Origin of the sequence: Paracoccus sp. J55, assembly GCF_000513975.1 — a bacterium.
Taxonomy (GTDB): domain Bacteria; phylum Pseudomonadota; class Alphaproteobacteria; order Rhodobacterales; family Rhodobacteraceae; genus Paracoccus.
The window spans coordinates 84,884-105,177 of sequence record NZ_AZVA01000002.1 but is presented as its reverse complement, the minus strand read 5'-3'; the positions used below and the strand labels follow the sequence as shown (position 1 = coordinate 105,177).

The window sequence follows — 20,294 nt, the reverse complement described above, 5'->3', positions numbered from 1 at the left end:
CATCCCTTGCGCGGACAGGATCGCGACGCTGGTCGGTGCCGTGGCGGGAACCTCCGCAGCCCGGGATAGGCTTGGCCTCTTTCCGGGAACGGATCGCCGAGCGGCGGCTGAAGCAGCCGCGGATGACGTCCGCGGACCGGGAGGATCCTCGCCTAGGAAGGTCGGCGCCGCAAGCCGGTGCGCCGGGTGCTCTCGCCGGGGCGATCCCGTTCCTGATCCCGAGGCAGATCGGCGGCTGAAGCAGGGAAGGGAGGGGAAATACCCCGGCCCATGGCGCGCGAAATGACCGCCCGCGGGCGTTTCGCCCGATCCCCTCCAGCCGAAGGCGCGACCGGCCGGCTTTCCCGGCATGGCGAAAAGGCGACCCGCCCAGGGCCGATGCCCGCGCCTTGCCGCCGCCGCTTCGGTCCGCCGGAAGCTGGCAGCGCGGTTTCTCGGCCCGGGGATGCCGGTGCCGGCCGGGGCAAGGCCGCCCCGCCCGCGGCCGGCCGGCGGCGCGTCAGCGCAGCTGCGCCTTGTGCGGGGGATTGAGCTTGAAGATCCGCTCTTGCGCCAGCCGCCAATGCGCCAGGTCACCGACGCATTTGCGCACCTCGCTCAGGCTGCCCTCGACCCGGATCGTGCCGGGCACGACCTCTTCGGCCGGCAGCGGCTTCAGATGGTCCAGCATCTCGGCCGTTTCCTCGCGGCTGGGATCGCGGTCGTCGGAATAGACGAGCATGCAGCTTTCGGTCTTCTTGCGTTGCGCCTTCATTGCCATCATCCTTGGCCCTGGTTCTGGTCGATCAGCCCCGCACCTTCGTATTCCGGGCCGAAGCCGATCGGAACGGCATGGCTGTTCGCCATCTTGATAATGTCGTCGGAACGCTGCTGGTTGCGCTCGGCCGACAGGAGTTCCGGGGTCGCGGACAGCAGCCGGGCAATCAGCCCCGCCACCGCGGGACAGGCCATCGAGGTGCCGTCCATCACCCCTTTCGAGGTCTTGCTGACCCAAGATATAATCCCCACGCCGGGCCCGATAAAGTCCACTTCCGGTCCGATATTGCTGAATCGGGCGAAAAAGCGGTCCCCGACGGGGGCGGGATCCGTTGCGACGTTGCGCCCGGTGACTGCGCCCTCGGGCCAGGCGTCCAGCACCCCGCCGGCCGAAACCGCCACCACCGTGCCCGAGCGCGCCGGGTATGAGACCGGCGACATGTAGTCGTTGCCCGAGGCGGCGACGCAGACCACGCCCATTGCCCGCGCCCGCCGCACCTCGCGCGAGATCGAGACCGGCTCGGAGCCCTGGCCGAGGCTGAGATTGATCAGGTCGCAGCCGTCGTCGACGGCCTGGCGGATGGCGCGGGCGATGGCGAATTCGCTGGCTCCGCCCGCATCCTTTTCGAAGACGCGATAGGAATGCAGCGCGACCTAGGGCGCGACGCGCGCCACGATGCCCGCGACATGGGTGCCGTGCCCGGTGCCGTTGTCGAACCATTCGTCGGCGGGCTCGGTGCCGGTGGTGTTCAGCCCGCGTTCGAGCTTCAGCCCCTTCGCGGGATCGACCCCGGTGTCGACGATGGCGACGCGGACGCCGCGCCCGTCGGCCTTTTCCGCCGGCGCCAGCATCCGCGCAAGCCCGTCGGGGAAATCCGCCCGGATGGGCGCCAGCGACAGGGTCAGCTCGGTCGGGCCCTTGTCCCTGACCGCGATATCCTCGGCCCCGCCCGGCCAATGGTCCGCGAAGGGCTGGCAGATCACCGCGTCGATGCGGGTCTGCCCGGCCGGCAGCGCGGTGCGGTAGCGCCCGTCCCGGTCCGTCACCCCGTCCGAGATGCCGAAGCCGCGCCGGCTGTCCAGCACCACCACGACCGAGGCCCCGGCGACCGGCTTGCCGCTGGCCGCATCGACGCAGCGCAACTCAAGCTCCTTGGCTGAGCGAAAGGCCGAGGGCTTGGCCTCCTTGCGGATGATGTCCATCTGGCCGTAGCGCAGCGGGTAAAGCCGCAGCTCGCGCCGCACGCGCAGGCCGGGATAGGCGCGCTGCAATTCGCGCGCCTGCTCGGGCCTCATGCAGACCAGCGATGCCTCGTTCTCGCCGATCGAATCGATCAGCCGGATGCGGCCGACCTCGGTGTCGAGCAATCGCAGGCGCGGCCGGATCGCGGGCGCCGAGCCCTCGCCGGCGCCCTGCGCCACGCTGCCCGCGGGCCGGGCGCCCGATGCCCGGAACAGCCGGTGATGCATGGCGCGGAACAGCCGGAAGCTGCTGGTCTCCATGCTGTCGTTGAAGACGTTGTCATCGGGGACGATGACATAGCGGGCGGTCTTTCGGGACATGCGCTTGTGCTCCTTCCTGCCACCGCAAGGCTACACCGCCCGGCCGGTTTCGCCAAAGAATTGTCCATCACGGCCCCGGCCGCCGCTTTCGCGGAGGGCCGGAACCATGGAACCGGGCTTGTCGAGGGGTGCCGACCGGGCGAAGGGCGGCGCGGGGGAATGAGGGCCCCGGCCGGACGGCGGCGGGTCCGGGTTCAGTCGGCGGGAGCGGGCTCCGGCACCGGCTTGCGGACGTATTTCGCGTTCATCCCGGCTTCGATGACCGCGATCTGCGCGGCGATCTCGTCCTCGGTCAGGTTGCGCCAGCCCGACGTGTCCTCGATGAGGCCGAGCGCCTTCAGTTCCTGCCCGACCTGCCCCAGATCCACCTCGCCCCAGGACGAGCGGCCGATGCGCGGCAGGCGTGCATGCACGTGATTGGCGACCAGACGGTCGATCACCGTCACCTGGCTGCCGCCGAAGGATTCGAGATGCTGCACGATGTCGTCGACCGCATTCATCGAGCGCCGCTTGATGATGGCGATCTGCTGATGGGGCTGGGCGACATAGGCCAGAAGATGCAGCGGCGAGGCGTCGACCGAGATGATCTGCCGGGCGGCGCGATATTGCGCGACCTGCTCCTCCTTGCTGCAGCGATGCGGCAGCCAGATCCGGTAGCCCTCGCGCTCCAGAAGCGCCTCGACCAGCGTTTCGCCCAGGATGGTGCCGCGGTCGAGGGGCAGGTCGCGGCGCGAGATGTAGAGCTTTTCCGCACCGGCCGGCGCGACCTTCTCCGCCGCGCTGCGGGCGAAGGCGACAAAGCGTCCGCTGCCCGAGATCAGGTCCGGGCCCAGGCCGAATTCCTGTCGCGGCACCACCAGCCGCTCGACCCGCGTCGGCCCCTTGGCGACCCGGATCTCGGCCGAGATGCCCAGGGCGGCAAGCAGCGCGGTCTGGGCCTTGATCGCCGCATCGTTCACCGGCCCGGCCTTGGGGATGTAGAGCGCCGAGCGGGTTCCGAAGGCCGGATCGTCCAGCGCCCAGAGCCTGCCGGTCGATTCCGTGATGAAATGGCCGAAATGGCCAAAGAAGATGCCGCCGAAGATATGGGTGCCCGGAATGAACTCCGGCGCCTCGGGGGCGCTGTATTCGACCGGGGCGTGCCGGGGGCGGCCATGGGTCAGCGAGACCGCGATGTCGACCGGCCTGCCGTCCCTGTCGAAAACGCCCGAGGCGTTTTGCAGGCGGCCGTTCTCATACTCGCTGGGCGGCAGAATTATCGCATCGTCAACAATGATATAATCAACTGATTCGGACATATGGGCACCTTGAACGGCTTTGGCGCCACATTAGCCACGCGCGCGGCCATCGGCCAGCGGTAAAGGGCCGCGCATGCCGGCACGCCCCCGGAAAGCCGCGGAACGTGCCGGCCCATAGGTCGGCGAAACTTGACCGTGCCGCGGGAATGCGGGATCAATCCTGACGGGTCCGGCCCCCAGCAGGGCACCATCTGGAGAAGAAACCTCTTGGCTAGCGGCGCACAATCGGTTCGGCGGACAGGCGATCGGCTGCGGACGATCGTCTGCACGGTGAAGAACGAGGGGCCATTCTTTCTGGAATGGCTGGCCTATCACCGCCTGATCGGCTTCAACCGCTTCGTCATCTTCTCGAACGACTGCACCGACGGCACGCACGAGATTCTGCAGGCCCTGGACGGCGCCGGGCTGATCCATCACTTCGACAACAGCGAGCTGTCCACAGACCTGCCCGAGGACCCGCAGGTCCGCGCCTATACCCGCGCCAACCGCATGGAGATCGTGCGCGAGTCGGACTGGATCATGGTGATTGACGGCGACGAGTTCCTGCAGGTCAAGGTCGGGGACGGCACGCTGGACGCGCTGTTCGCGGCCATGCCCGACAACGCCGATGCCATCGGCCTGCCCTGGCGGATCTTTGGCTCGGGCGGGGTGATCGAATTCAGCGACCGGCTGCAGATCGACACCTTCCGCCGCGCCGCGCCGCTGGACTTCGCGCCCAGCCCCAACCATCTGGCGATCAAGACGCTGTTCCGCCCCGACCTGGTGCAGCGTTTCGGCGTGCATCGCCCGGTCTACAAGGGCACATCGGGCACGCCGCGCAATCCGCTGCTGTTCGTCAACGGCTCGGGCCAGGACGTCACCGAGCATTTCCTGCGCGGGCGCTGGTGCATGCCGCCGGCGCTGGCGGGGTTCGATCTCGCGCAGGTCAATCACTACATGATCCGGTCGCACGAGGTCTTCCTGATGAAGAAATGGCGCGGCACGGCGAACAGCGCCAATGCGCAGCGGATCAATTTCGAATATTTCGACAAGTATAACAGCAATCACGACGTCGATCGCGGCATGCTGCGCTGGGTGCCCGCCGTGACGCAGGAAATCGCAAGCCTCACCGCCGCGCTGCCCGAGCTGACGGCGCTGGGCCGGTCGGCCTTCGATCTTTATGCCGGCCAGATCGCCGAGCTGAAATCCCGGCTGCTGCGGGAATCGCCGCAAGAGCACGACCGCCTCTTCGACCCCGAGGTGGTGCAGGCCGAGATCGAGGCGCAAGAGCGGCGGATCGCGAAGCTCCGCGCCACCGTGCCCGCCGCGGACCGGGTGCGGATGATGCCGCCCGAGCGCCCCTCGCAGGCCGGCCCGGCGCCGCAGGCCGGCAAGGGCGACGCCGCTGCCCGGGCCGCGGGCGGGGACGATGCCGCGCCGCCGCCCGTTCCGGCGGCACCCGGCTGGCTTCTGGAGCTGCGCGGCGATCCGGCGCGGCGCGGGTTCTTCCAGTCCTTCGAACAGACCGGGCTGCATTACGTCCAGCGCGACACCGACCAGCTGGTGATCAGCTTCGACAACCTGTCGGCGGTCAATATCGACCCGGTCGACCGCGAAAGCTGGGGCTACGGCTTCATCAGGAAGAACGGCTGGTCGCATCTGGGCGTCTTTGCCTATGCCGCGAAATGGTTCCGCGAGGATGCGCTGTTCGACTACCTGTCCGGGCTGGCGCGGGACGGGTTCTTTGCCCGGTTCCGGTCGGTGGCGCTGATCGGCACTTCGATGGGCGCCTATGCCGCCACCGCCCTGGCGCCGCTGGCTCCGGGCTGCACGGTGGTGGCGTTTTCCCCGCAATCGACGCTGAAGAAGGGGCTGGTGCCCTGGGAGAAACGCTTCAGCTCGGGGCGCAAGGCCGACTGGTCGGGCGATTTCGCCGACGGCGCCGAAGGCGCGCGGGCCGCGGGCAAGCTGTGGCTGGTCTACGATCCGCGCATCGAAGAGGACCGCCTGCATATCGAACGCTATCAGGGCGAGAACGTCTCGTTCCTGAAGGCGCGCTATGCCGGGCACAAGACGGCGCTGTTCCTGCGCCGGGCCGGCCTGCTCAGCACGGTGGTGCGCGAGGCGGTCACCGGCACGCTGACCGAAAGCCGGTTCTACGACCTCTATCGCCAGAGCCGCTCGATGCCCTGGTATCTGAACAGCACCGCGAACCGCATCGCCGAATCCGCGCATCCGCGGCGGCTGCAGCGGCTGGACGCCTATCTGAAGAAGGTCGAGAAGCCGCAGATTTCCCGCAACCTGCACGCCCGCTTCCCCGAGATCATGTCCTCGGCCTGATCCGCCGGGGCGGCGGCTTCGGCCAATGGCCGCCGTTCGTCACCAGGATCCGCGCGGTCTTGGCGTCCGGCGCCGCGACCATACCGGCTGCCGGCTCGCGCTGCCGAAGATGCGGCCGACCGTCTGGACATTTCCCCTGACCGGGCGAAGAGGTCGGATTGACAGGGCAGGGCGCAAAACCCAAGCTGGCCGGCGGGGTGACGCGGGTTCCCCGCCGCCGGAGCCCCTGCGCAACCGCCGCCATTCCGAAGGATCCATGGACCCCCGCAGCGCCCTTCCCTCGATCGACAGGCTTTTGCGCCAGGCCGAGGCGCGGGAAATGATCGCGCATCACGGGCGCGACAATGTCGTCGGGATGCTGCGCGAATTGCTGCGGGACCGGCGCATGGCGGCGGGCCGCGGCGATGCGGCGGCGGGCGAGGGCGTGCTGGAGGAATGCGCCCGGCGGCTGGCCGCGCAGGCCCGGCCCTCGCTGCGGCCGGTGCTGAACCTCACCGGCACGGTCAACCACACCAATCTGGGCCGGGCGCTGCTGTCGCGCCGCGCCGCCGAGGCCGCCTTTCAGGCCATGGTCAATGCCACGAACCTGGAATACGACCTCGACGGCGGCGCGCGCGGCGACCGTGACAGCCATGTCGAGGCGCTGATCTGCCGGCTGACCGGGGCCGAGGCGGCGACGGTGGTGAACAACAACGCCGCCGCGGTGATGCTGATGCTGAATACCCTGGCCCTGGGGCGCGAGGTCGTCGTCTCGCGCGGGGAGCTGGTCGAGATCGGCGGCGCCTTCCGGGTGCCCGACGTGATGGCCCGCGCCGGCTGCCGCCTGCACGAGGTCGGCACCACCAACCGCACGCATCTGCGCGACTATGCCAATGCGGTGAACGAGGACACCGCCGCCTTCATGAAGGTCCATGCCAGCAATTACGCCATCGAGGGCTTTACCGCCGAGGTGCCGCAGGCCGATCTGGCGGCGCTGGCCCGGCGGCACGGCATCCCCTTCCTGATCGACCTGGGCAGCGGCTCGCTGATCGATCTGGACGCCTTCGGCCTGCCGCCCGAGCCGACGGCGCGGCAGGCGATCCGCGACGGCGCCGATGCGGTGACCTTCAGCGGCGACAAGCTGCTGGGCGGGCCGCAATGCGGCATCATCGCCGGCTCGCGCGCGCTGGTGGACCGGATGCGGGCCAACCCGCTGAAACGGGCGCTGCGGGTGGACAAGATCATCCTGGCCGCGCTGGCCGAGACGCTGCAAAGCCATGGCGATCCCGAACGCGCCCTGGCCGAAATCCCGACCCTGCGCCTGCTGACCCGGTCCCGGGACGAGATCCGCGCCCTGGCCGAGCGGCTTTGCCCGCAGGTCCGCGCCGCGCTGCAGGGCGCGACCGAGGTCTCGGTCGTCGACTGCCTGAGCCAGATCGGCAGCGGCGCCCAGCCCGTGGACCTGCTGCCCAGCGCCGGGCTGGCCTTTGCCGAAACCGGCGCCGTCTCGGCCGCGCGCATCGCCCGGGCCTTCCGCGACCTGCCGCTGCCGGTGATCGGCCGCATCCACAAGGGGCAGTTCCTGCTGGATCTGCGCTGCCTCGAAGACCCGGCGCCCTTCCTGGCCCAGCTCGACCGGCTGCACTTCGGGGGGCCGGCCGCGTGAATGCGGGCCATGCGCGGCGGAGTGCGGGCCGGCGGCAAGCCGACCAGGCCCCCGGCGCCGCGCCTTGAGGCGGGCCGCCCGCCGTGGCAGGGAGGGCACGCCGCAAGGGATGACGAGATGACGCAACCCGGTCCTGGACAGGAGAACGAGCCATGGAATTCAGCCTGAAACGCCGACAAGTCATCGCGGGCCTCGCCGCCTGCGCCGCGATCGCCCCCGGCCTGGGCCGCGCCGCCGAGGTGCTGCGCTTCTCGGCCATCCCGGACGAGGACGCGACGAAGCTGATGGGCCGCTTTACCAAGGTGGCCGAATACCTGTCCGGCAAGCTGGGCGTTCCGGTCGAATTCGTGCCGGTGAAATCCTATCCCGCCGCCGTGGTGGCCTTTCGCAACGACCAGATCCAGCTGGCCTGGTTCGGCGGGCTGTCGGGCGTGCAGGCCCGGCTGGCGCTGCCCGGCTCGGTCGCCATCGCCCAGGGCGAGGAGGACGCGGCCTTCGTCAGCTATTTCATCGCCAACAAGGCGGCCGGCCTGACCGAGAGCCCGGATTTCCCGCAGGCGGCCCAGGGACGCAGCTTCACCTTCGGCGCCAAGACCTCGACCTCGGGGCGGCTGATGCCGGAATACGAGATCCGGCGCAACACCGGCATGGCGCCCGAGGCGTTCTTTTCCCGGGTCGGCTTTTCCGGCGATCACACCAAGACCGTCGAGCTGGTGCAGAGCGGCGCCTACGAGATCGGCGCGGTCAATTTCACCGCCTATGACGACATGGTGGCCAAGGGCCAGGTCGATCCCGCCGAAGTTCCGGTCATCTGGCGCACGCCCTCCTATCCCGACTACAACTTCACCCTGCGCGGCGATGCCGACGACCGGTTCGGCGCAGGCTTTACCGAGCGGCTGAAAGCGGCGATCCTCGGCATGGACGATCCGGAGATTCTCGGTGCCTTTCCGCGCAGCAAGTTCATCCCCGCCAGCAACGCGGATTATGAGCCCATCGAAGAGGTCGCCCGGCAGCTCGACCTGCTGGACTGAGGCCGGCTGATGGTGGAACTGCGCGGGCAGACGCTGGCCTACGGCCCGACCGTGGTGCTGGAGAACGTGACGCTGGCGATCCGGCCCGGCGAGCGGGTGGCGCTGCTTGGCCGCAGCGGGGCCGGGAAATCCACCCTGCTGGCGGCGATCCGCGACAGCGCCATGGCGGCGGGCGAGGATGTGGCGCTGGTGCCGCAGGAAAACGGGCTGGTGCCGCAGCTGAGCCTGTTCCACAATGTCCATATGGGCCGGCTGCACCGGCATTCGGCCTTCTACAATCTGGTCACGCTGCTGCGCCCCTTTCGCCGCGACCGGGCCGAGGTGGCCGCGCTGGCGCGCGAGCTGGGGCTGGAGCCGCTGCTCGACCGCCCGGTCGAGCGGCTGTCGGGCGGCCAGCGCCAGCGCACGGCGGTGGCCCGCGCCATCCATGCCGGCGGCGGCTTCCTGCTGGCGGACGAGCCGGTCTCGGCGCTGGACGAGATGCAGGCGCCCGAGGTGCTGCGGGCGCTGCTGTCGCGCTTTCCGACCAGCGTGATCTCGCTGCACGATATCGGGCTGGCGCTGGCGCATTGCACCCGGCTGGTCGGGCTGAAGGACCGGCGCATCATCTTCGACCTGCGCACGGGCGAGCAGAATGCCTCCGACATCGACCGTCTCTACGCCGCTTGAGCCGCCGCGGCCGCGCCGGCGCGACAGGCCGCTGCGGCGGCTGCAGGTGGTGTGGATCGCGCTGACGCTGGCGGCGCTGGCGCTGTTCGCGGCCGATCTGCAGGTCAGCGCGCCCTCGCCCGGGGCGGTGCTGAAGGCGCTGGCGCTGGGCTTCGCGCGTCCCGATTTCCTGGCGCTGGAGAATCTGGGCCAGGCGCTGCTGCTGACGCTGACCGTGGCCTTCGGCGGGGTCGCCATCGGCGCCGCGGCGGGCTTCGCCATGGCGCTGGCCTGGAACTGGCGGGCGGTCCGGGTGCTTTCGCTTTGCCTGCGCAGCGTGCACGAGCTGATCTGGGCGCTGTTCATCATCACCGTGACCGGCCCGGTGGCCATCGCGGCGGTGATGGCGCTGGCCCTGTCCTATAGCGGCATCTTCGCCAAGGTCTTCGGCGAGATCCTGGACGAGGCCGACCCCGCCCCGCGCGATGCCCTGCCGGGGCGCGGCCTGTCGCTGTCCGGGCTGATCTATGCCAAGCTGGTGCCCAGCCTGCCGGCCTTCTGGAGCTATTTCTGCTATCGCATCGAATGCGGCATCCGCTCCAGCGCGGTGCTGGGCTTCGTCGGCCTGCCGACCCTGGGCTTCGAGCTCGACACGCTGTTCAAGCAGGGCCGCTACGACGGCGCGGCGGCGGTGCTGCTGCTGACCTATGCGCTGATCATCAGCCAGTCGCTGTGGCTGCGGCGGCGGCTGGTGCCGCTCTATGTGCTGGGGGCGCTGGCCTATCTTGCCGCGCTGTCGCCCGGGCAGGTCTCAGGCTTCGGGCTGTGGCAGCTTCTGGCGGTGGACATGGTGCCCGCGCCGCTGCGCGACGCCGACCTGACGGCGGCGGGGACCTGGGGCGCCTTCGGCGACTGGCTCTGGCGGCTCGTCTCGCAGCAGGTCCTGCCGGGGGCCTGGGCCACGGTGCTGGTCAGCTACCTGGCCTTCGTGCTGTGCGGCATCGTCGCGCTTGTGGCATTCCCGCTGATCGTCACCGCGCTGGCCGGCCGGATCGGCGCCGGGCTGGGCCATGTGGCGCTGGTGATCATGCGCTCGACCCCGGAATACATGCTGGTCTTTGTCGGCGTGCAGGTGCTGGGCCCCTCGATGCTGCCGGCGGTGCTGGCGCTGGGGCTGCACAACGGCGCCATCATTGCCCATCTGGTCGGGCGGCAGGCCGAGGGCATGGTCCCGACCCTGCGCCCCGACCGGCCGGGCGGGGCCGGGCTTTATGCCTATGAGCTGGTGCCGCGCGTCTCCTCCGGGCTCATCGCCTATCTGTTCTATCGCGGCGAGATCATCCTGCGCGAAAGCATGATCCTGGGCATCCTGGGCATCGCCACGCTGGGCTTTTACGTGGACAGCGCCATCGCCACGCTGCGCTTCGATCGCGCCGCGCTGCTGGTGGTGGCGATGATCCTGCTGACGGCGCTGGCCGACTGGGCCTCGCGGGCGCTGCGCCGGCGGCTGAAGGTCGGCGCCGTCTCGACCCGGCCCTTCTGCTGAGGTCCTAGCCGGCGCCCGGGGCCGGAAAGCCGCTGATCCGCATGGCGGCAAAGCGTTCGCGCAGCCAGCGCGCGGCCGGGCCGCTGGGACGCTGCTTGTGCCAGACCAGTTCCAGCGCCACCGGCCAGTCGGCGCCGTCGAATTGCAGCGCCGGGGTGACCAGATCGTCCCGCACCGGCGATTCCTCGATGATGTGGTCGGGCACCAGCGCCCAGCCGATGCCGCGGCGCACCAGTTGCAGGATCACCCAGTGGCTTTCAACCCACCAGACCTCGGCCGCCGTGCGCAGGCGCTGCTTTTCCGGTCCCTCGCTGCGCACCGCGACCATCAGCTGGCGGTGGCGCTTCAGGTCCTCCCAGTCCACCACCGTATGGGCCAGCGGGTGGTCCTTGCCGCAGACCAGCTTCAGCGGCACCCAGCCCAGCGTGTGGAAGGCGATCTCGGTCGGCAGCACCTCTTGCCGCCACATCACGCCGATATCGGCCTTGCCGTCCAGCACCAGCCGGCTGACATCCTCCATCATCGGGAACAGCAGTTCCAGCTCGACATGCGGGAAGCGCGCGGCGAATTGGGCGAACAGCGTCGCCAGCGGCTCTTCGGGATAAAGCTCGTCGATGGCGACGACCAGCCGGTGCTCGACATGCGCGGTCAGGCTGGCGGCGACGCCGATCAGGTGCTCGCGGCGGTCCAGCACCACGCGGGCCTCGGCCAGCAGACGTTCGCCCGCAGGCGTCAGCACCGGGTTGCGTCCTTCGCGGCTGAACAGCGCCACGCCCAGGTCGTCCTCGAGATTCGAGACCTGGGTGCTGATCGCCGACTGCGCCTTGCGCAGCGCCCGGCCGGCGGCCGAGAACGAGCCGTGCTGCGCGGCGGCGACAAAGGCTTCCAGCTGGTCCAGCGTGACGGTCATCTATCCGCAAATCCGATGGTATCTAACTTTGTATTCTGGAAAATACAGATAGAAAGCGCAGCAAGCAACGATGAGGAATCACGATGACGATGCGCAGTTTCCCGGACCGGGTCCGCCACGCGGTAAGCTTCGAGCTGATCGGCCTGGCGATCGTCACCCCGCTGGCCGCCTGGATCTATGACAAGCCGGTGTTCGACATGGGCGTCGTCGGCGTCGGCGCGGCGACGCTGGCCACGGTCTGGACTTTTGTCTTCAACCTGGGCTTCGACCACGCCATGCGGCGCTGGGTCGGCCATGTCGGCAAGTCGCTGCGTCACCGGCTGCTGCATACCGCGCTGTTCGAGCTGGGCCTGCTGGTCATGCTGCTGCCGCCGATGGCCTGGTATCTGGGCATGACGCTGTGGCAGACGCTGCTGCTCGACCTGTTCATCGTGGCCTTCTATCTGGTCTACAACTTCGTCTTCAACATCGCCTATGACCGGATCTTCCCGCTGCCTGCCGCGCCGCAGGGTCGCGGGCGGGATCACGGGCGCCGCCAGCCGGCCTAGCCCGGATCGCAGGCGATCTCGTCCAGCAGGAAGGCGCGGAACTTGCGGATCGCGGGACGGTTGCGGCGGCCCTTGGGATAGACCAGCCAGAAGCTGCGGCCGTTCTGCGCCACCAGCGGAAAGGGCTGGATCAGGCTGCCGGTCGCCAGCTCGAAGCGGAAGAAGCGCGGCGTCAGCAGCGCCACGCCGTAACCCTCCAGCGCCGCCCGCGCCTCGTGCAGGTCGGTCGAGAGCGTCAGGCCGGGCTTGGGCGGGGCCTCCCAGAAATCCACCCCCGCCTCGCGCATCCAGACCGCCCAGTTCGGGTCCACCCGGTCCAGCAGCGGCAGCTTCAGCAGGTCGGCGGGCTCGCGCAGCTCGTGCTTCCTGGCCAGTGCCGGCGACAGCATGGGGGTGTATTCGATGGGCATCAGGAAATGCTCCTCGACCCCCGGCCAGCCGCCCTCGCCGGCGCGGATGGCGACGGTGATGTCCTCGCGCCCGAAATCGACCAGATTGTCGCTGGTCTCCAGCCGCACCGCCAGGTTCGGGTGGTTCATCTGGAACTTGCCCAGCCGCGGCGACAGCCAGGCCCCGGCGAAGGTCGGCACGGTCGAGATCGACAGGGTCGAGACCGAATCCGCCGAGGGGTCGGCAAAGGCTTCGCGCAGCATGTCGAAGGCGTCGATGGTCGGCCGGGCGAACAGCGCCCCGGTCTCGGTCAGCACGATCTCGCGCGGCTTGCGCAGGAACAGCGGCGTGCCGAGCCGTTCCTCGAGCAAACGGATCTGATAGCTGACCGCGGCCTGGGTCATGCCCAGTTCCTCGGCGGCGCGGGTGAAGTTCAGGTGCCGCGCCACCGCCTCGAAGGCGCGCAGGGCGGCAAGCGGGGGAATCGACATAAGCCTGCCTTATGGATGCTTGCCGAGGCTTTGTTGGTCATTGCCGTGGAAACCTAGCATGATCGAAGCGTGGATCAACCATGACCACCGAAAGGAGGGCAAAAATGTCCGATAATTCCGTATGCGATCGCCAACGCCCCTTCCTGCCGGGCCTGACCCGGCTGCTTTTCGGTGTGCTGCGCCGGGATAAGTCCAGCCTATCGCCATGCGAGGGGCGCATGGCGGCGCTGGACCATCCCGCGACCCGCAAGGCGCTGGCCGATCTGCCGGCGCATCTGCTGCGCGACATCGGCGTCGCCGACACGCGCAGCGACACGGCCGCCCCGCCGCAGGAAGGCGACGCGCTGCGCCGGCATCTGTGGTAAGGCGTCAGCCCGCCGCGCTTTTGCGCACGGTTTCCCCGAACTGCTTGCGATAGGCGCGCGCCAGCGTGGCGGGCGACGAGAACCCGGTGCGCGAGGCGATCTCGCCCAGCGTCAGCTTGGTCTCCAAGGCCAGCGCCCGGGCATGGGACAGCCGGATCTGCCGGTAATAGCCGCCGGCCGACAGGCCCAGATGGGCATGGAACAGCCGGTCCATGCTGCGCGGCGACAGCGCAGCGCGCTCGGCGATGCGGGGCAGGGGCAAGGGCTGCTCGGCGGTCTCGCGCATGGCGACGATGGCGCGCTGCAGCGACGGCGGCAGCGCGCTGTCGGTCATGCGGCTGGGCAATTGCCATTCCACCGGATCGGTGCTGCGCCCCATCACCCGGCCGAACATGTTCGCCACGTCGAAGCGCAGCGCCTCGCCCGCCTGCGCGCCGATCAGGTCCAGCGACCAGCTGAGCACGCTTTGCGCGCCGCCGCAGGTGACGATGTTGCCGTCCGCAACATAGGGGTCCGGCACCACGGTGATCTCGGGGAAAGCCTCGGCCAGTGCCCCGCGCTCCATCCAGTGGATCGCGGCCCGGCGCCCGGCCAGCAGGCCCATGCGGGCCAGCAGCCACGCCCCGGTATCAAGGCCCCCCACCACCGGTAGCCCCCGCGCCTTGCGCAGCACCGCCTGCGCCGAGTCGCGCTGCAGATGGTCGCGCATGCCATAGCCCGAAACCAGGATCAGCGCATCCGTCGCCCCCACCCGTTCCAGCGGCAGATCGACCGAGATCGCCAGCCGCGAGGAACTGGTCACCGCCCCGCCGTCCAGCGAAGCGACCTGCCAGGAAAACAGCCGCCGCCCCGACAGGTCGCGCGCCGCCCGCAGGGGCTCGATGGCGCTGGCCAGCACCATGTTCGAGAAGCCGTCGAACAGCAGGAAGGTCAGGTGCAGCGGCGATTTTGGCGACATAGGCAAAGATTATGGCGTAAATTGCACATCATGCCAGCCAAATAGCTGTCAGGCTGCGGTGAAATCACATATTGCCGGAGCCATGAATGAACCGTGACGTCTTCATCACCTGCGCGGTGACCGGATCGGGGCAGAGCCACAAGAAGTCCGACCTGGTGCCGATCACGCCCCGGCAGATCGCCGAAGCCTGCATCGAGGCGGCGAATGCGGGCGCGGCCATCGCCCATGTGCATGTGCGCGATCCCCAGACCGGCGCGCCCTCGCGCGATCCGGCGCTGTATCGCGAGGTGGTGGACCGGGTGCGTTCCGCGGGCACCGACGTGGTGCTGAACCTGACGGCGGGCATGGGCGGCGACATCGTGCTGGGCTCGGCCGAGGCGCCGCTGCCGCTGTCGCCGCAATCCGACCTGATCGGCGCCAGCGAGCGGCTGGTGCATGTCGAGGAACTGCTGCCCGAGATCTGCACCCTCGATTGCGGCACGATGAACTTCGCCGAGGCCGATTACGTCATGACCAACACCCCCGGCACGCTGCGCGCCATGGCGGCGCGTATCCAGGCGGCGGGGGTGCGGCCCGAGATCGAGGTCTTCGACACCGGCCATCTGTGGCTGGCCAAGACGCTGGTGGAGGAGGGGCTGATCGACGATCCGGTGATGATCCAGCTGTGCATGGGCATCCCCTATGGCGCGCCCGCCGATCCGAACAGCCTGATGGCGATGGTGAACAACATCCCGCCCGGCTGGGTCTATTCCATGTTCTCGATCGGGCGGATGCAATTGCCTTACGTCGCGCAGGCGGCGCTGGCCGGCGGCAATGTCCGTGTCGGGCTTGAGGACAATATCTGGCTGGACAAGGGCGTGCCGGCCCGCAACGGCGATCTGGTCGAGCGGGCGGCGACGATCCTGAATGCGATGGGCTGCTGCATCCTCGGCCCGCAGGAGGTGCGCGACACGCTGAAGCTGACCCGGCGCTGAGCCGCAGGCCGAACCAATCCATAACACAAGACAGGGGGTCCATCATGAGCATCAATCTGACGAGTCGGGGGCTGACAAGGCGGGGCTTGCTGGCCGGCGCGGCGGGCATGGCGGCGGCGGGGCTGATCCTGCCGCGCGGCGCGCGGGCGCAAGAGGCCAGGCGCGGCGGCAGGCTGCGCATCGGCCATCTGGGCGGCGCGACCTCGGACACGCTGGACCCGGCGACCTATGCCGCCGGCCCGGTGGTGACGGCGATGCTGGCGGTCTGCAACAACCTGGTCGAGATCGACGCCAAGGGCCAGGCCGTGCCCGAACTGGCCGAGTTCGAGCCCGATGCCGAGGCCCGGGTCTGGACCTTCCGCCTGCGCGACGGCGTCACCTTCTCGGACGGGCGCAAGGTCACGGCGCGGGACGTGATCGCGTCCTTCGACCACCATCGCGGTGCGGATACCAAGTCCGGCGCCAAGGGCTCGCTGGAGCAGGTCAAGGAGATCCGCGCCGATGGCGACAATGTGGTGGTGTTCGAGCTGACCTCGGGCAATGCCGATTTCGCCTATCTGACTTCGGACTATCACTTCGTCATCATGCCGGCGAACGAGGACGGCACGCTGGACTGGCAGTCGGGCCTGGGAACCGGCGGCTATGTGCTGGAGAATTTCGAGCCGGGCGTCCGCATCACGCTCAAGCGCCGCGACGATTACTGGAAGCCCGACCGCGCCTGGTTCGACGAGGCGGTGCTGCTGACCATCAACGACGCCACCGCCCGGCAGAACGCGCTGATGACCGGCGAGGTCGATGTCATCAACTCGCCCGACCTCGCCACGCTGCACCTGTTGCAGCGCCGTCCGGGCCTGCAACTGGTCGAGGTGACGGGGACCGCGCATTACACCATGCCGATGTTCTGCGACCAGGCGCCCTTTACCGATCCGAACCTGCGGCTGGCGCTGAAATACGCCATCGACCGGCAGGAGGTGCTGGACAAGGTGCTGCGCGGCCATGGCCAGATCGCCAATGACAGCCCGATCGCGCCGGCGAACCGCTTCTTTGCCGGCGACCTGCCGCAGCGGGCCTATGACCCGGACAAGGCGAAACATTACCTGAAACAGGCCGGCATGGAGGGGCTGAAGGTCGAGATTTCGGCCTCGGACGCGGCCTCGGTCGGGGCGCTCGACATGGTGCAGCTGTTCCAGCAATCGGCCAAGGCGGCCGGGATCGACCTGACCGTCAAGCGCGAGCCGGACGACGGCTATTGGTCCAACGTCTGGCTGAAGAAGCCCTTCTGCGTCAGCTACTGGAACGGCCGCCCGACCGAGGATGACATGTTCAGCCTGGTCTATGCCCGGGGCGCCGAGTGGAACGAGAGCCACTGGGACAACGAACGCTTCAACGAGTTGCTGCTGAAGGCGCGGGCCGAGCTGGACGACAGCCTGCGCGCCGAGATGTATCGCGAGATGCAGGGGCTGGTCTCCGAGGACGGCGGCACCATCATCCCGATCTTCGTGAACTATATCGACGTGGCCAATGACAAGGTGGCGCATGGCGAGGTGGCGTCGAACCGCTTCCTCGACGGCTGGAAGATCGTGGAACGGTGGTGGCAGGCATGAAGATCGCGGCAATCGGCGGCGGGGTCATCGGCGGCGGCTGGATCGCCCGCTTCATCCTCTCGGGGCATGACGTGGCGGTCCACGACCCGCATCCCGAGGCGCAGCGCATCGTCGGCGAGGTGCTGGCGAATGCCACCCGCGCCTGGGAAAGGCTGTTCCAGGCGCCGCCGCCCCGGCCGGGGCGCATCCTCTGGGCCGGCTCGGTCGCCGAGGCGGTCCGGGACGCCGATTACATCCAGGAAAGCGTGCCCGAGCGGCTGGAGCTGAAGCACCGCATCATCGCCGAGATCGAGGGCGCCGCGCCCGGGACGGCGCTGATCGGCTCCTCGACCTCGGGCTTCAAGCCGTCCGAGTTGCGGCAGGGGGCGCGGCATCCCGCCCGCATCCTCGTCGCCCATCCCTTCAACCCGGTCTACCTTTTGCCGGTGGTCGAGGTCGTGGGCGGCGGCGAGGCGGCGGATCGCGCCTGCGAGATCCTGACCGAAATCGGCATGAAGCCGGTCCGGATCGCGCGCGAGATCGACGCCCATATCGGCGACCGCCTGCTGGAAGCCGTCTGGCGCGAGGCGCTGTGGCTGGTCCATGACGGCATCGCCACCACCGAGGAGATCGACGACATCATCCGCTTCGGCTTCGGCCTGCGTTGGGCGCAGATGGGCCTGTTCGAGACCTATCGCATCGCCGGCGGCGAGGCCGGGATGCGGCATTTCCTCGGCCAGTTCGGCCCGGCGCTGAAATGGCCCTGGACCAAGCTGATGGAGGTGCCCGACCTCGACGAGGCGCTGATCGACCGTATCGCCGGCCAGTCCGACGCGCAGTCGGGCCGGCATTCGATCCGCGAGCTGGAGCGGATCCGCGACGACAACCTGGTCGGCATCTTCCAGGCACTCAAGGCGAACGACTGGGGTGTCGGCAAGACCGTGCGCGCGCAGGAGGACGGCTTCTATGCCCGCGCGCCCGTGCGGGCCGAGGGCTATCCGCTGCGCATCCATCAGGCCCGCGTGACCGGCGGCTGGGTCGACTACAACGGCCACATGACCGAGTTCCGCTATCTGCAGGTGCTGGGCGATGCGACGGACGCCTTCCTGATCCATATCGGGCTGGATGCCGATTACCGGGCGCAGGGCCGCTCGGCCTATACGGTCGAGACCCATATCCGCCATCTGGCCGAGGTGAGGGCCGGCGAATTGCTGACCGTCGAGACCCGGCTGCTGGGCCATGACGCGAAACGCTTCCGCCTGCATCACGTCATCCTGCGCGAGGACGGGACCGAGGCCGCGACCGGCGAACACATGCTGCTGCATGTCGATACCGGCGAGGGCCGCGCCATCCCGATGCCGCCGGCGCTGCTGGAGGCGCTGGACCGGGTGGCCGCGCAGGACGGCGCGCCGCATCCCGACCATGCCGGCGCCGGCATCCGCCCGATCCGCCAGAAGGAGGCCACCGCATGAGCGCCGCCGAGGCCCGGCGGCGGCCCATCCTGAGGATGATCGCGGGTCGGCTGGGCATCGGGGTCTTTACGCTCTTCGTCATCTCCGTGCTGATCTTCCTGGCCGTCAGCCTGCTGCCCGGCGACATCGCCCAGCAGGTGCTGGGCCAGTCCGCCACGCCCGAGACCGTCGCGGCCTTCCGGCGCGAGCTTGGCCTCGACCAGCCCTTGGCCTGGCGCTATCTCGACTGGGTCGGCGGGGTGTTGTCGGGCGATTTCGGCCGTTCGCTGGCCAATGGCCGGCCGGTGGCGGACCTGCTGGCCGCGCGGCTGGGCAACACCCTGTTTTTGGCCGCCTATGCGGCGGTGATCGCGGTGCCGCTGGCGGTGGGGCTGGGCCTGCTCGCCGCTTTGTGGCGCGGCAGCTGGTTCGACCGCATCGCCAATGTGGCAACGCTGTCGGCGATCTCGTTTCCGGAATTCTTCATCGCCTATATCCTGATGTTCTGGCTGTCGGTCAGGATGGGCTGGTTCCCCTCGATCGCCGATCCCGGCGCCTCGCCGCGGCTGGCCGAGATGCTGGGCCGCGCCTTCCTGCCCGCGATCACGCTGGTCCTGGTGGTGACCGCCCACATGATGCGGATGACGCGGGCGGCGGTGGTCAACGTGCTGGGCGCGCCCTATGTCACCATGGCGCGGCTGAAAGGGGTGTCGCGCTGGCGCGTCGTCACCCGCCACGCCCTGCCGAACGCGCTGGCCCCCATCGTCAACGTGGTGGCGCTGAACGTGGCCTGGCTGATCACCGGCGTCGTCATCGTCGAGGTTGTCTTCGTCTATCCCGGCCTCGGTCAGCTGATGGTGGACAGCGTCACCAACCGCGACATTCCGGTGGTGCAGGCCTGCGCGCTGATCTTCGCCGCGGTCTATATCCTGCTGAACCTGCTGGCCGACGTTCTGGCGATCGCCACGAACCCCCGCCTGCTGCATCCGAGGTAAGCCCATGATCCGGATGCTGAAAACCATGCCGCCGACTGCGATCCTGGGGGTTCTGGTCATCGCCGCCTATGCGGTGATCGCGCTCTTCGCGCCGCTGCTGGCCCCCCATGCCGAGGCGCAGATCGTCGGCGCCCAGTTCGAGCCGTGGAGCGCCGCCTATCCCCTTGGCACCGACACGCTGGGCCGGGACATGCTGTCGCGGCTGATCTGGGGCGCGCGCAATACCGTGGGCGTGGCGCTGGTCACCACGGCGCTGGCCTTCGGCATCGGCGCCATTGCCGGACTGCTGGCGGCGGCGCTTGGCGGCTGGGTCGATCTGGCGCTGTCGCGGCTGGTCGACGTGCTGATGGCGGTGCCGGCGCTGATCCTGACGCTGCTGGCCCTGTCGGCGCTGGGGCCGGGGGTGGCGAACCTGGTCGTGGTGGTGGCGATCCTCGATTCCACGCGGGTCTTTCGCCTGGCCCGCGCCACGGCGATGAACGTCATGGTGATGGACTATGTCGAGGCGGCGCAGCTGCGCGGCGAGGGCACCTGGTGGATCATCAGCCGCGAGGTGCTGCCGAACATCTCGGCGCCGCTGATCGCCGAGTTCGGGCTGCGGTTCTGCTTCGTGTTCCTGACCATCTCGGCGCTCAGCTTCCTGGGCCTCGGCCTGCCGCCGCCGATGGCGGACTGGGGCGCGATGGTGCGCGACAATGCGGCGCTGATCACCTTCGGCGACATCACGCCGCTGCTGCCCGCCGCCTGCATCGCCGTGCTGACGGTCTCGGTCAATTTCGTGGTGGACTGGATGCTGCACCGCGCCTCGGGTCTGAAGGACTGA

The 20,294-nt window shown here is 69.1% G+C and carries 17 protein-coding genes and 1 pseudogene; 12 read left to right on the top strand and 6 right to left on the bottom strand.

Annotation, left to right across the window (positions count from 1 at the left end; genetic code table 11):
* Positions 1-499: 499 nt before the first annotated feature.
* The 3 genes and pseudogenes from PARJ55_RS0102570 to PARJ55_RS21400 form a co-directional block, all read right to left on the bottom strand.
* Positions 500-754 carry a hypothetical protein gene (locus PARJ55_RS0102570; protein WP_028711566.1) on the bottom strand — a complete coding sequence of 85 codons (255 nt, stop codon included), beginning with the start codon at positions 752-754 and terminating at the stop codon, positions 500-502.
* Between the two features lie 5 nt (positions 755-759).
* Positions 760-1,959, bottom strand: a pseudogene (locus PARJ55_RS24460) (S8 family serine peptidase).
* 554 nt (positions 1,960-2,513) lie between these two features.
* Positions 2,514-3,617, bottom strand: a complete 1,104-nt coding sequence (locus tag PARJ55_RS21400; protein ID WP_051416135.1) for a glycosyltransferase 61 family protein — start codon at positions 3,615-3,617, stop codon at positions 2,514-2,516.
* A 270-nt stretch (positions 3,618-3,887) separates the two neighbouring features.
* On the opposite strand from PARJ55_RS21400, the gene PARJ55_RS22925 reads away from it, so the two are divergent.
* The 5 genes from PARJ55_RS22925 to PARJ55_RS0102530 all read left to right on the top strand — a co-directional run bounded on the left by PARJ55_RS22925 (position 3,888) and on the right by PARJ55_RS0102530 (position 10,806).
* The gene (locus PARJ55_RS22925) at positions 3,888-5,936 is read left to right on the top strand and encodes a glycosyltransferase family 2 protein (RefSeq protein WP_051416134.1); all 2,049 of its coding nucleotides are present in this window, start codon (positions 3,888-3,890) and stop codon (positions 5,934-5,936) included.
* 256 nt (positions 5,937-6,192) lie between these two features.
* A complete protein-coding gene (selA, locus tag PARJ55_RS0102545; RefSeq protein WP_028711565.1) occupies positions 6,193-7,581 on the top strand; it encodes an L-seryl-tRNA(Sec) selenium transferase in 1,389 nt (462 codons plus the stop codon).
* 152 nt (positions 7,582-7,733) lie between these two features.
* Complete coding sequence (locus PARJ55_RS0102540) at positions 7,734-8,612, top strand: putative selenate ABC transporter substrate-binding protein (RefSeq protein WP_028711564.1); 879 nt, start codon at positions 7,734-7,736, stop codon at positions 8,610-8,612.
* A gap of 9 nt (positions 8,613-8,621) precedes the next feature.
* A complete protein-coding gene (locus PARJ55_RS0102535; protein WP_028711563.1) occupies positions 8,622-9,281 on the top strand; it encodes an ATP-binding cassette domain-containing protein in 660 nt (219 codons plus the stop codon).
* Positions 9,247-10,806 (top strand): ABC transporter permease, encoded by a 1,560-nt coding sequence (locus PARJ55_RS0102530; RefSeq protein ID WP_051416133.1) that lies wholly within the window; start codon positions 9,247-9,249, stop codon positions 10,804-10,806. The genes PARJ55_RS0102535 and PARJ55_RS0102530 overlap by 35 nt, the downstream gene beginning before the upstream one ends.
* 4 nt (positions 10,807-10,810) lie before the next feature.
* On the opposite strand, the gene PARJ55_RS0102525 is transcribed toward PARJ55_RS0102530, so the two are convergent.
* Positions 10,811-11,716, bottom strand: a complete 906-nt coding sequence (locus PARJ55_RS0102525; protein ID WP_028711561.1) for a LysR family transcriptional regulator — start codon at positions 11,714-11,716, stop codon at positions 10,811-10,813.
* A gap of 83 nt (positions 11,717-11,799) precedes the next feature.
* Between PARJ55_RS0102525 and PARJ55_RS0102520 the strand changes: the two genes are divergently transcribed.
* On the top strand, positions 11,800-12,264 hold the full coding sequence (locus PARJ55_RS0102520; protein WP_028711560.1) for a PACE efflux transporter: 465 nt from the start codon (positions 11,800-11,802) through the stop codon (positions 12,262-12,264).
* On the opposite strand, the gene PARJ55_RS0102515 is transcribed toward PARJ55_RS0102520, so the two are convergent.
* Positions 12,261-13,145, bottom strand: coding sequence for a LysR substrate-binding domain-containing protein (locus tag PARJ55_RS0102515; protein ID WP_028711559.1), 885 nt, complete (start codon positions 13,143-13,145; stop codon positions 12,261-12,263). The two genes, PARJ55_RS0102520 and PARJ55_RS0102515, sit on opposite strands and share 4 nt — an antisense overlap.
* Positions 13,146-13,249: 104 nt before the next feature.
* On the opposite strand from PARJ55_RS0102515, the gene PARJ55_RS0102510 reads away from it, so the two are divergent.
* The gene (locus PARJ55_RS0102510; RefSeq protein ID WP_028711558.1) at positions 13,250-13,510 is read left to right on the top strand and encodes a DUF1127 domain-containing protein; all 261 of its coding nucleotides are present in this window, start codon (positions 13,250-13,252) and stop codon (positions 13,508-13,510) included.
* Positions 13,511-13,514: 4 nt separating this feature from the next.
* On the opposite strand, the gene PARJ55_RS0102505 is transcribed toward PARJ55_RS0102510, so the two are convergent.
* Complete coding sequence (locus tag PARJ55_RS0102505; RefSeq protein WP_028711557.1) at positions 13,515-14,468, bottom strand: GlxA family transcriptional regulator; 954 nt, start codon at positions 14,466-14,468, stop codon at positions 13,515-13,517.
* An 86-nt stretch (positions 14,469-14,554) separates the two neighbouring features.
* Between PARJ55_RS0102505 and PARJ55_RS0102500 the strand changes: the two genes are divergently transcribed.
* From PARJ55_RS0102500 to PARJ55_RS0102480, 5 genes are read left to right on the top strand one after another with little or no spacing between them, the layout of a single operon-like run.
* Positions 14,555-15,442 (top strand): 3-keto-5-aminohexanoate cleavage protein, encoded by an 888-nt coding sequence (locus PARJ55_RS0102500; RefSeq protein ID WP_028711556.1) that lies wholly within the window; start codon positions 14,555-14,557, stop codon positions 15,440-15,442.
* Positions 15,443-15,486: 44 nt separating this feature from the next.
* A complete protein-coding gene (locus PARJ55_RS0102495) occupies positions 15,487-17,046 on the top strand; it encodes an ABC transporter substrate-binding protein (protein WP_028711555.1) in 1,560 nt (519 codons plus the stop codon).
* Positions 17,043-18,497, top strand: a complete 1,455-nt coding sequence (locus PARJ55_RS0102490) for a carnitine 3-dehydrogenase (RefSeq protein ID WP_028711554.1) — start codon at positions 17,043-17,045, stop codon at positions 18,495-18,497. The genes PARJ55_RS0102495 and PARJ55_RS0102490 overlap by 4 nt, the downstream gene beginning before the upstream one ends.
* Positions 18,494-19,471, top strand: a complete 978-nt coding sequence (locus PARJ55_RS0102485; RefSeq protein WP_011751292.1) for an ABC transporter permease — start codon at positions 18,494-18,496, stop codon at positions 19,469-19,471. Before PARJ55_RS0102490 ends, PARJ55_RS0102485 begins: the two co-directional genes overlap by 4 nt.
* Positions 19,472-19,475: 4 nt before the next feature.
* Entirely contained in the window at positions 19,476-20,294 is an 819-nt protein-coding gene (locus tag PARJ55_RS0102480) for an ABC transporter permease (protein ID WP_028711553.1), read from the top strand.

Excerpts from the sequence above, each read along its gene's own strand:
- PARJ55_RS0102570 (WP_028711566.1), bottom strand. The coding sequence starts at position 754 with ATGAAGGCGCAACGCAAGAAGACCGAAAGCTGCATGCTCGTCTATTCC.
- PARJ55_RS21400 (WP_051416135.1), bottom strand. The coding sequence starts at position 3,617 with ATGTCCGAATCAGTTGATTATATCATTGTTGACGATGCGATAATTCTG.
- selA (WP_028711565.1), top strand. The coding sequence starts at position 6,193 with ATGGACCCCCGCAGCGCCCTTCCCTCGATCGACAGGCTTTTGCGCCAG.
- PARJ55_RS0102540 (WP_028711564.1), top strand. The coding sequence starts at position 7,734 with ATGGAATTCAGCCTGAAACGCCGACAAGTCATCGCGGGCCTCGCCGCC.
- PARJ55_RS0102535 (WP_028711563.1), top strand. The coding sequence starts at position 8,622 with ATGGTGGAACTGCGCGGGCAGACGCTGGCCTACGGCCCGACCGTGGTG.
- PARJ55_RS0102530 (WP_051416133.1), top strand. The coding sequence starts at position 9,247 with ATGCCTCCGACATCGACCGTCTCTACGCCGCTTGAGCCGCCGCGGCCG.
- PARJ55_RS0102525 (WP_028711561.1), bottom strand. The coding sequence starts at position 11,716 with ATGACCGTCACGCTGGACCAGCTGGAAGCCTTTGTCGCCGCCGCGCAG.
- PARJ55_RS0102520 (WP_028711560.1), top strand. The coding sequence starts at position 11,800 with ATGACGATGCGCAGTTTCCCGGACCGGGTCCGCCACGCGGTAAGCTTC.
- PARJ55_RS0102515 (WP_028711559.1), bottom strand. The coding sequence starts at position 13,145 with ATGTCGATTCCCCCGCTTGCCGCCCTGCGCGCCTTCGAGGCGGTGGCG.
- PARJ55_RS0102510 (WP_028711558.1), top strand. The coding sequence starts at position 13,250 with ATGTCCGATAATTCCGTATGCGATCGCCAACGCCCCTTCCTGCCGGGC.
- PARJ55_RS0102505 (WP_028711557.1), bottom strand. The coding sequence starts at position 14,468 with ATGTCGCCAAAATCGCCGCTGCACCTGACCTTCCTGCTGTTCGACGGC.
- PARJ55_RS0102500 (WP_028711556.1), top strand. The coding sequence starts at position 14,555 with ATGAACCGTGACGTCTTCATCACCTGCGCGGTGACCGGATCGGGGCAG.
- PARJ55_RS0102495 (WP_028711555.1), top strand. The coding sequence starts at position 15,487 with ATGAGCATCAATCTGACGAGTCGGGGGCTGACAAGGCGGGGCTTGCTG.
- PARJ55_RS0102490 (WP_028711554.1), top strand. The coding sequence starts at position 17,043 with ATGAAGATCGCGGCAATCGGCGGCGGGGTCATCGGCGGCGGCTGGATC.
- PARJ55_RS0102485 (WP_011751292.1), top strand. The coding sequence starts at position 18,494 with ATGAGCGCCGCCGAGGCCCGGCGGCGGCCCATCCTGAGGATGATCGCG.
- PARJ55_RS0102480 (WP_028711553.1), top strand. The coding sequence starts at position 19,476 with ATGATCCGGATGCTGAAAACCATGCCGCCGACTGCGATCCTGGGGGTT.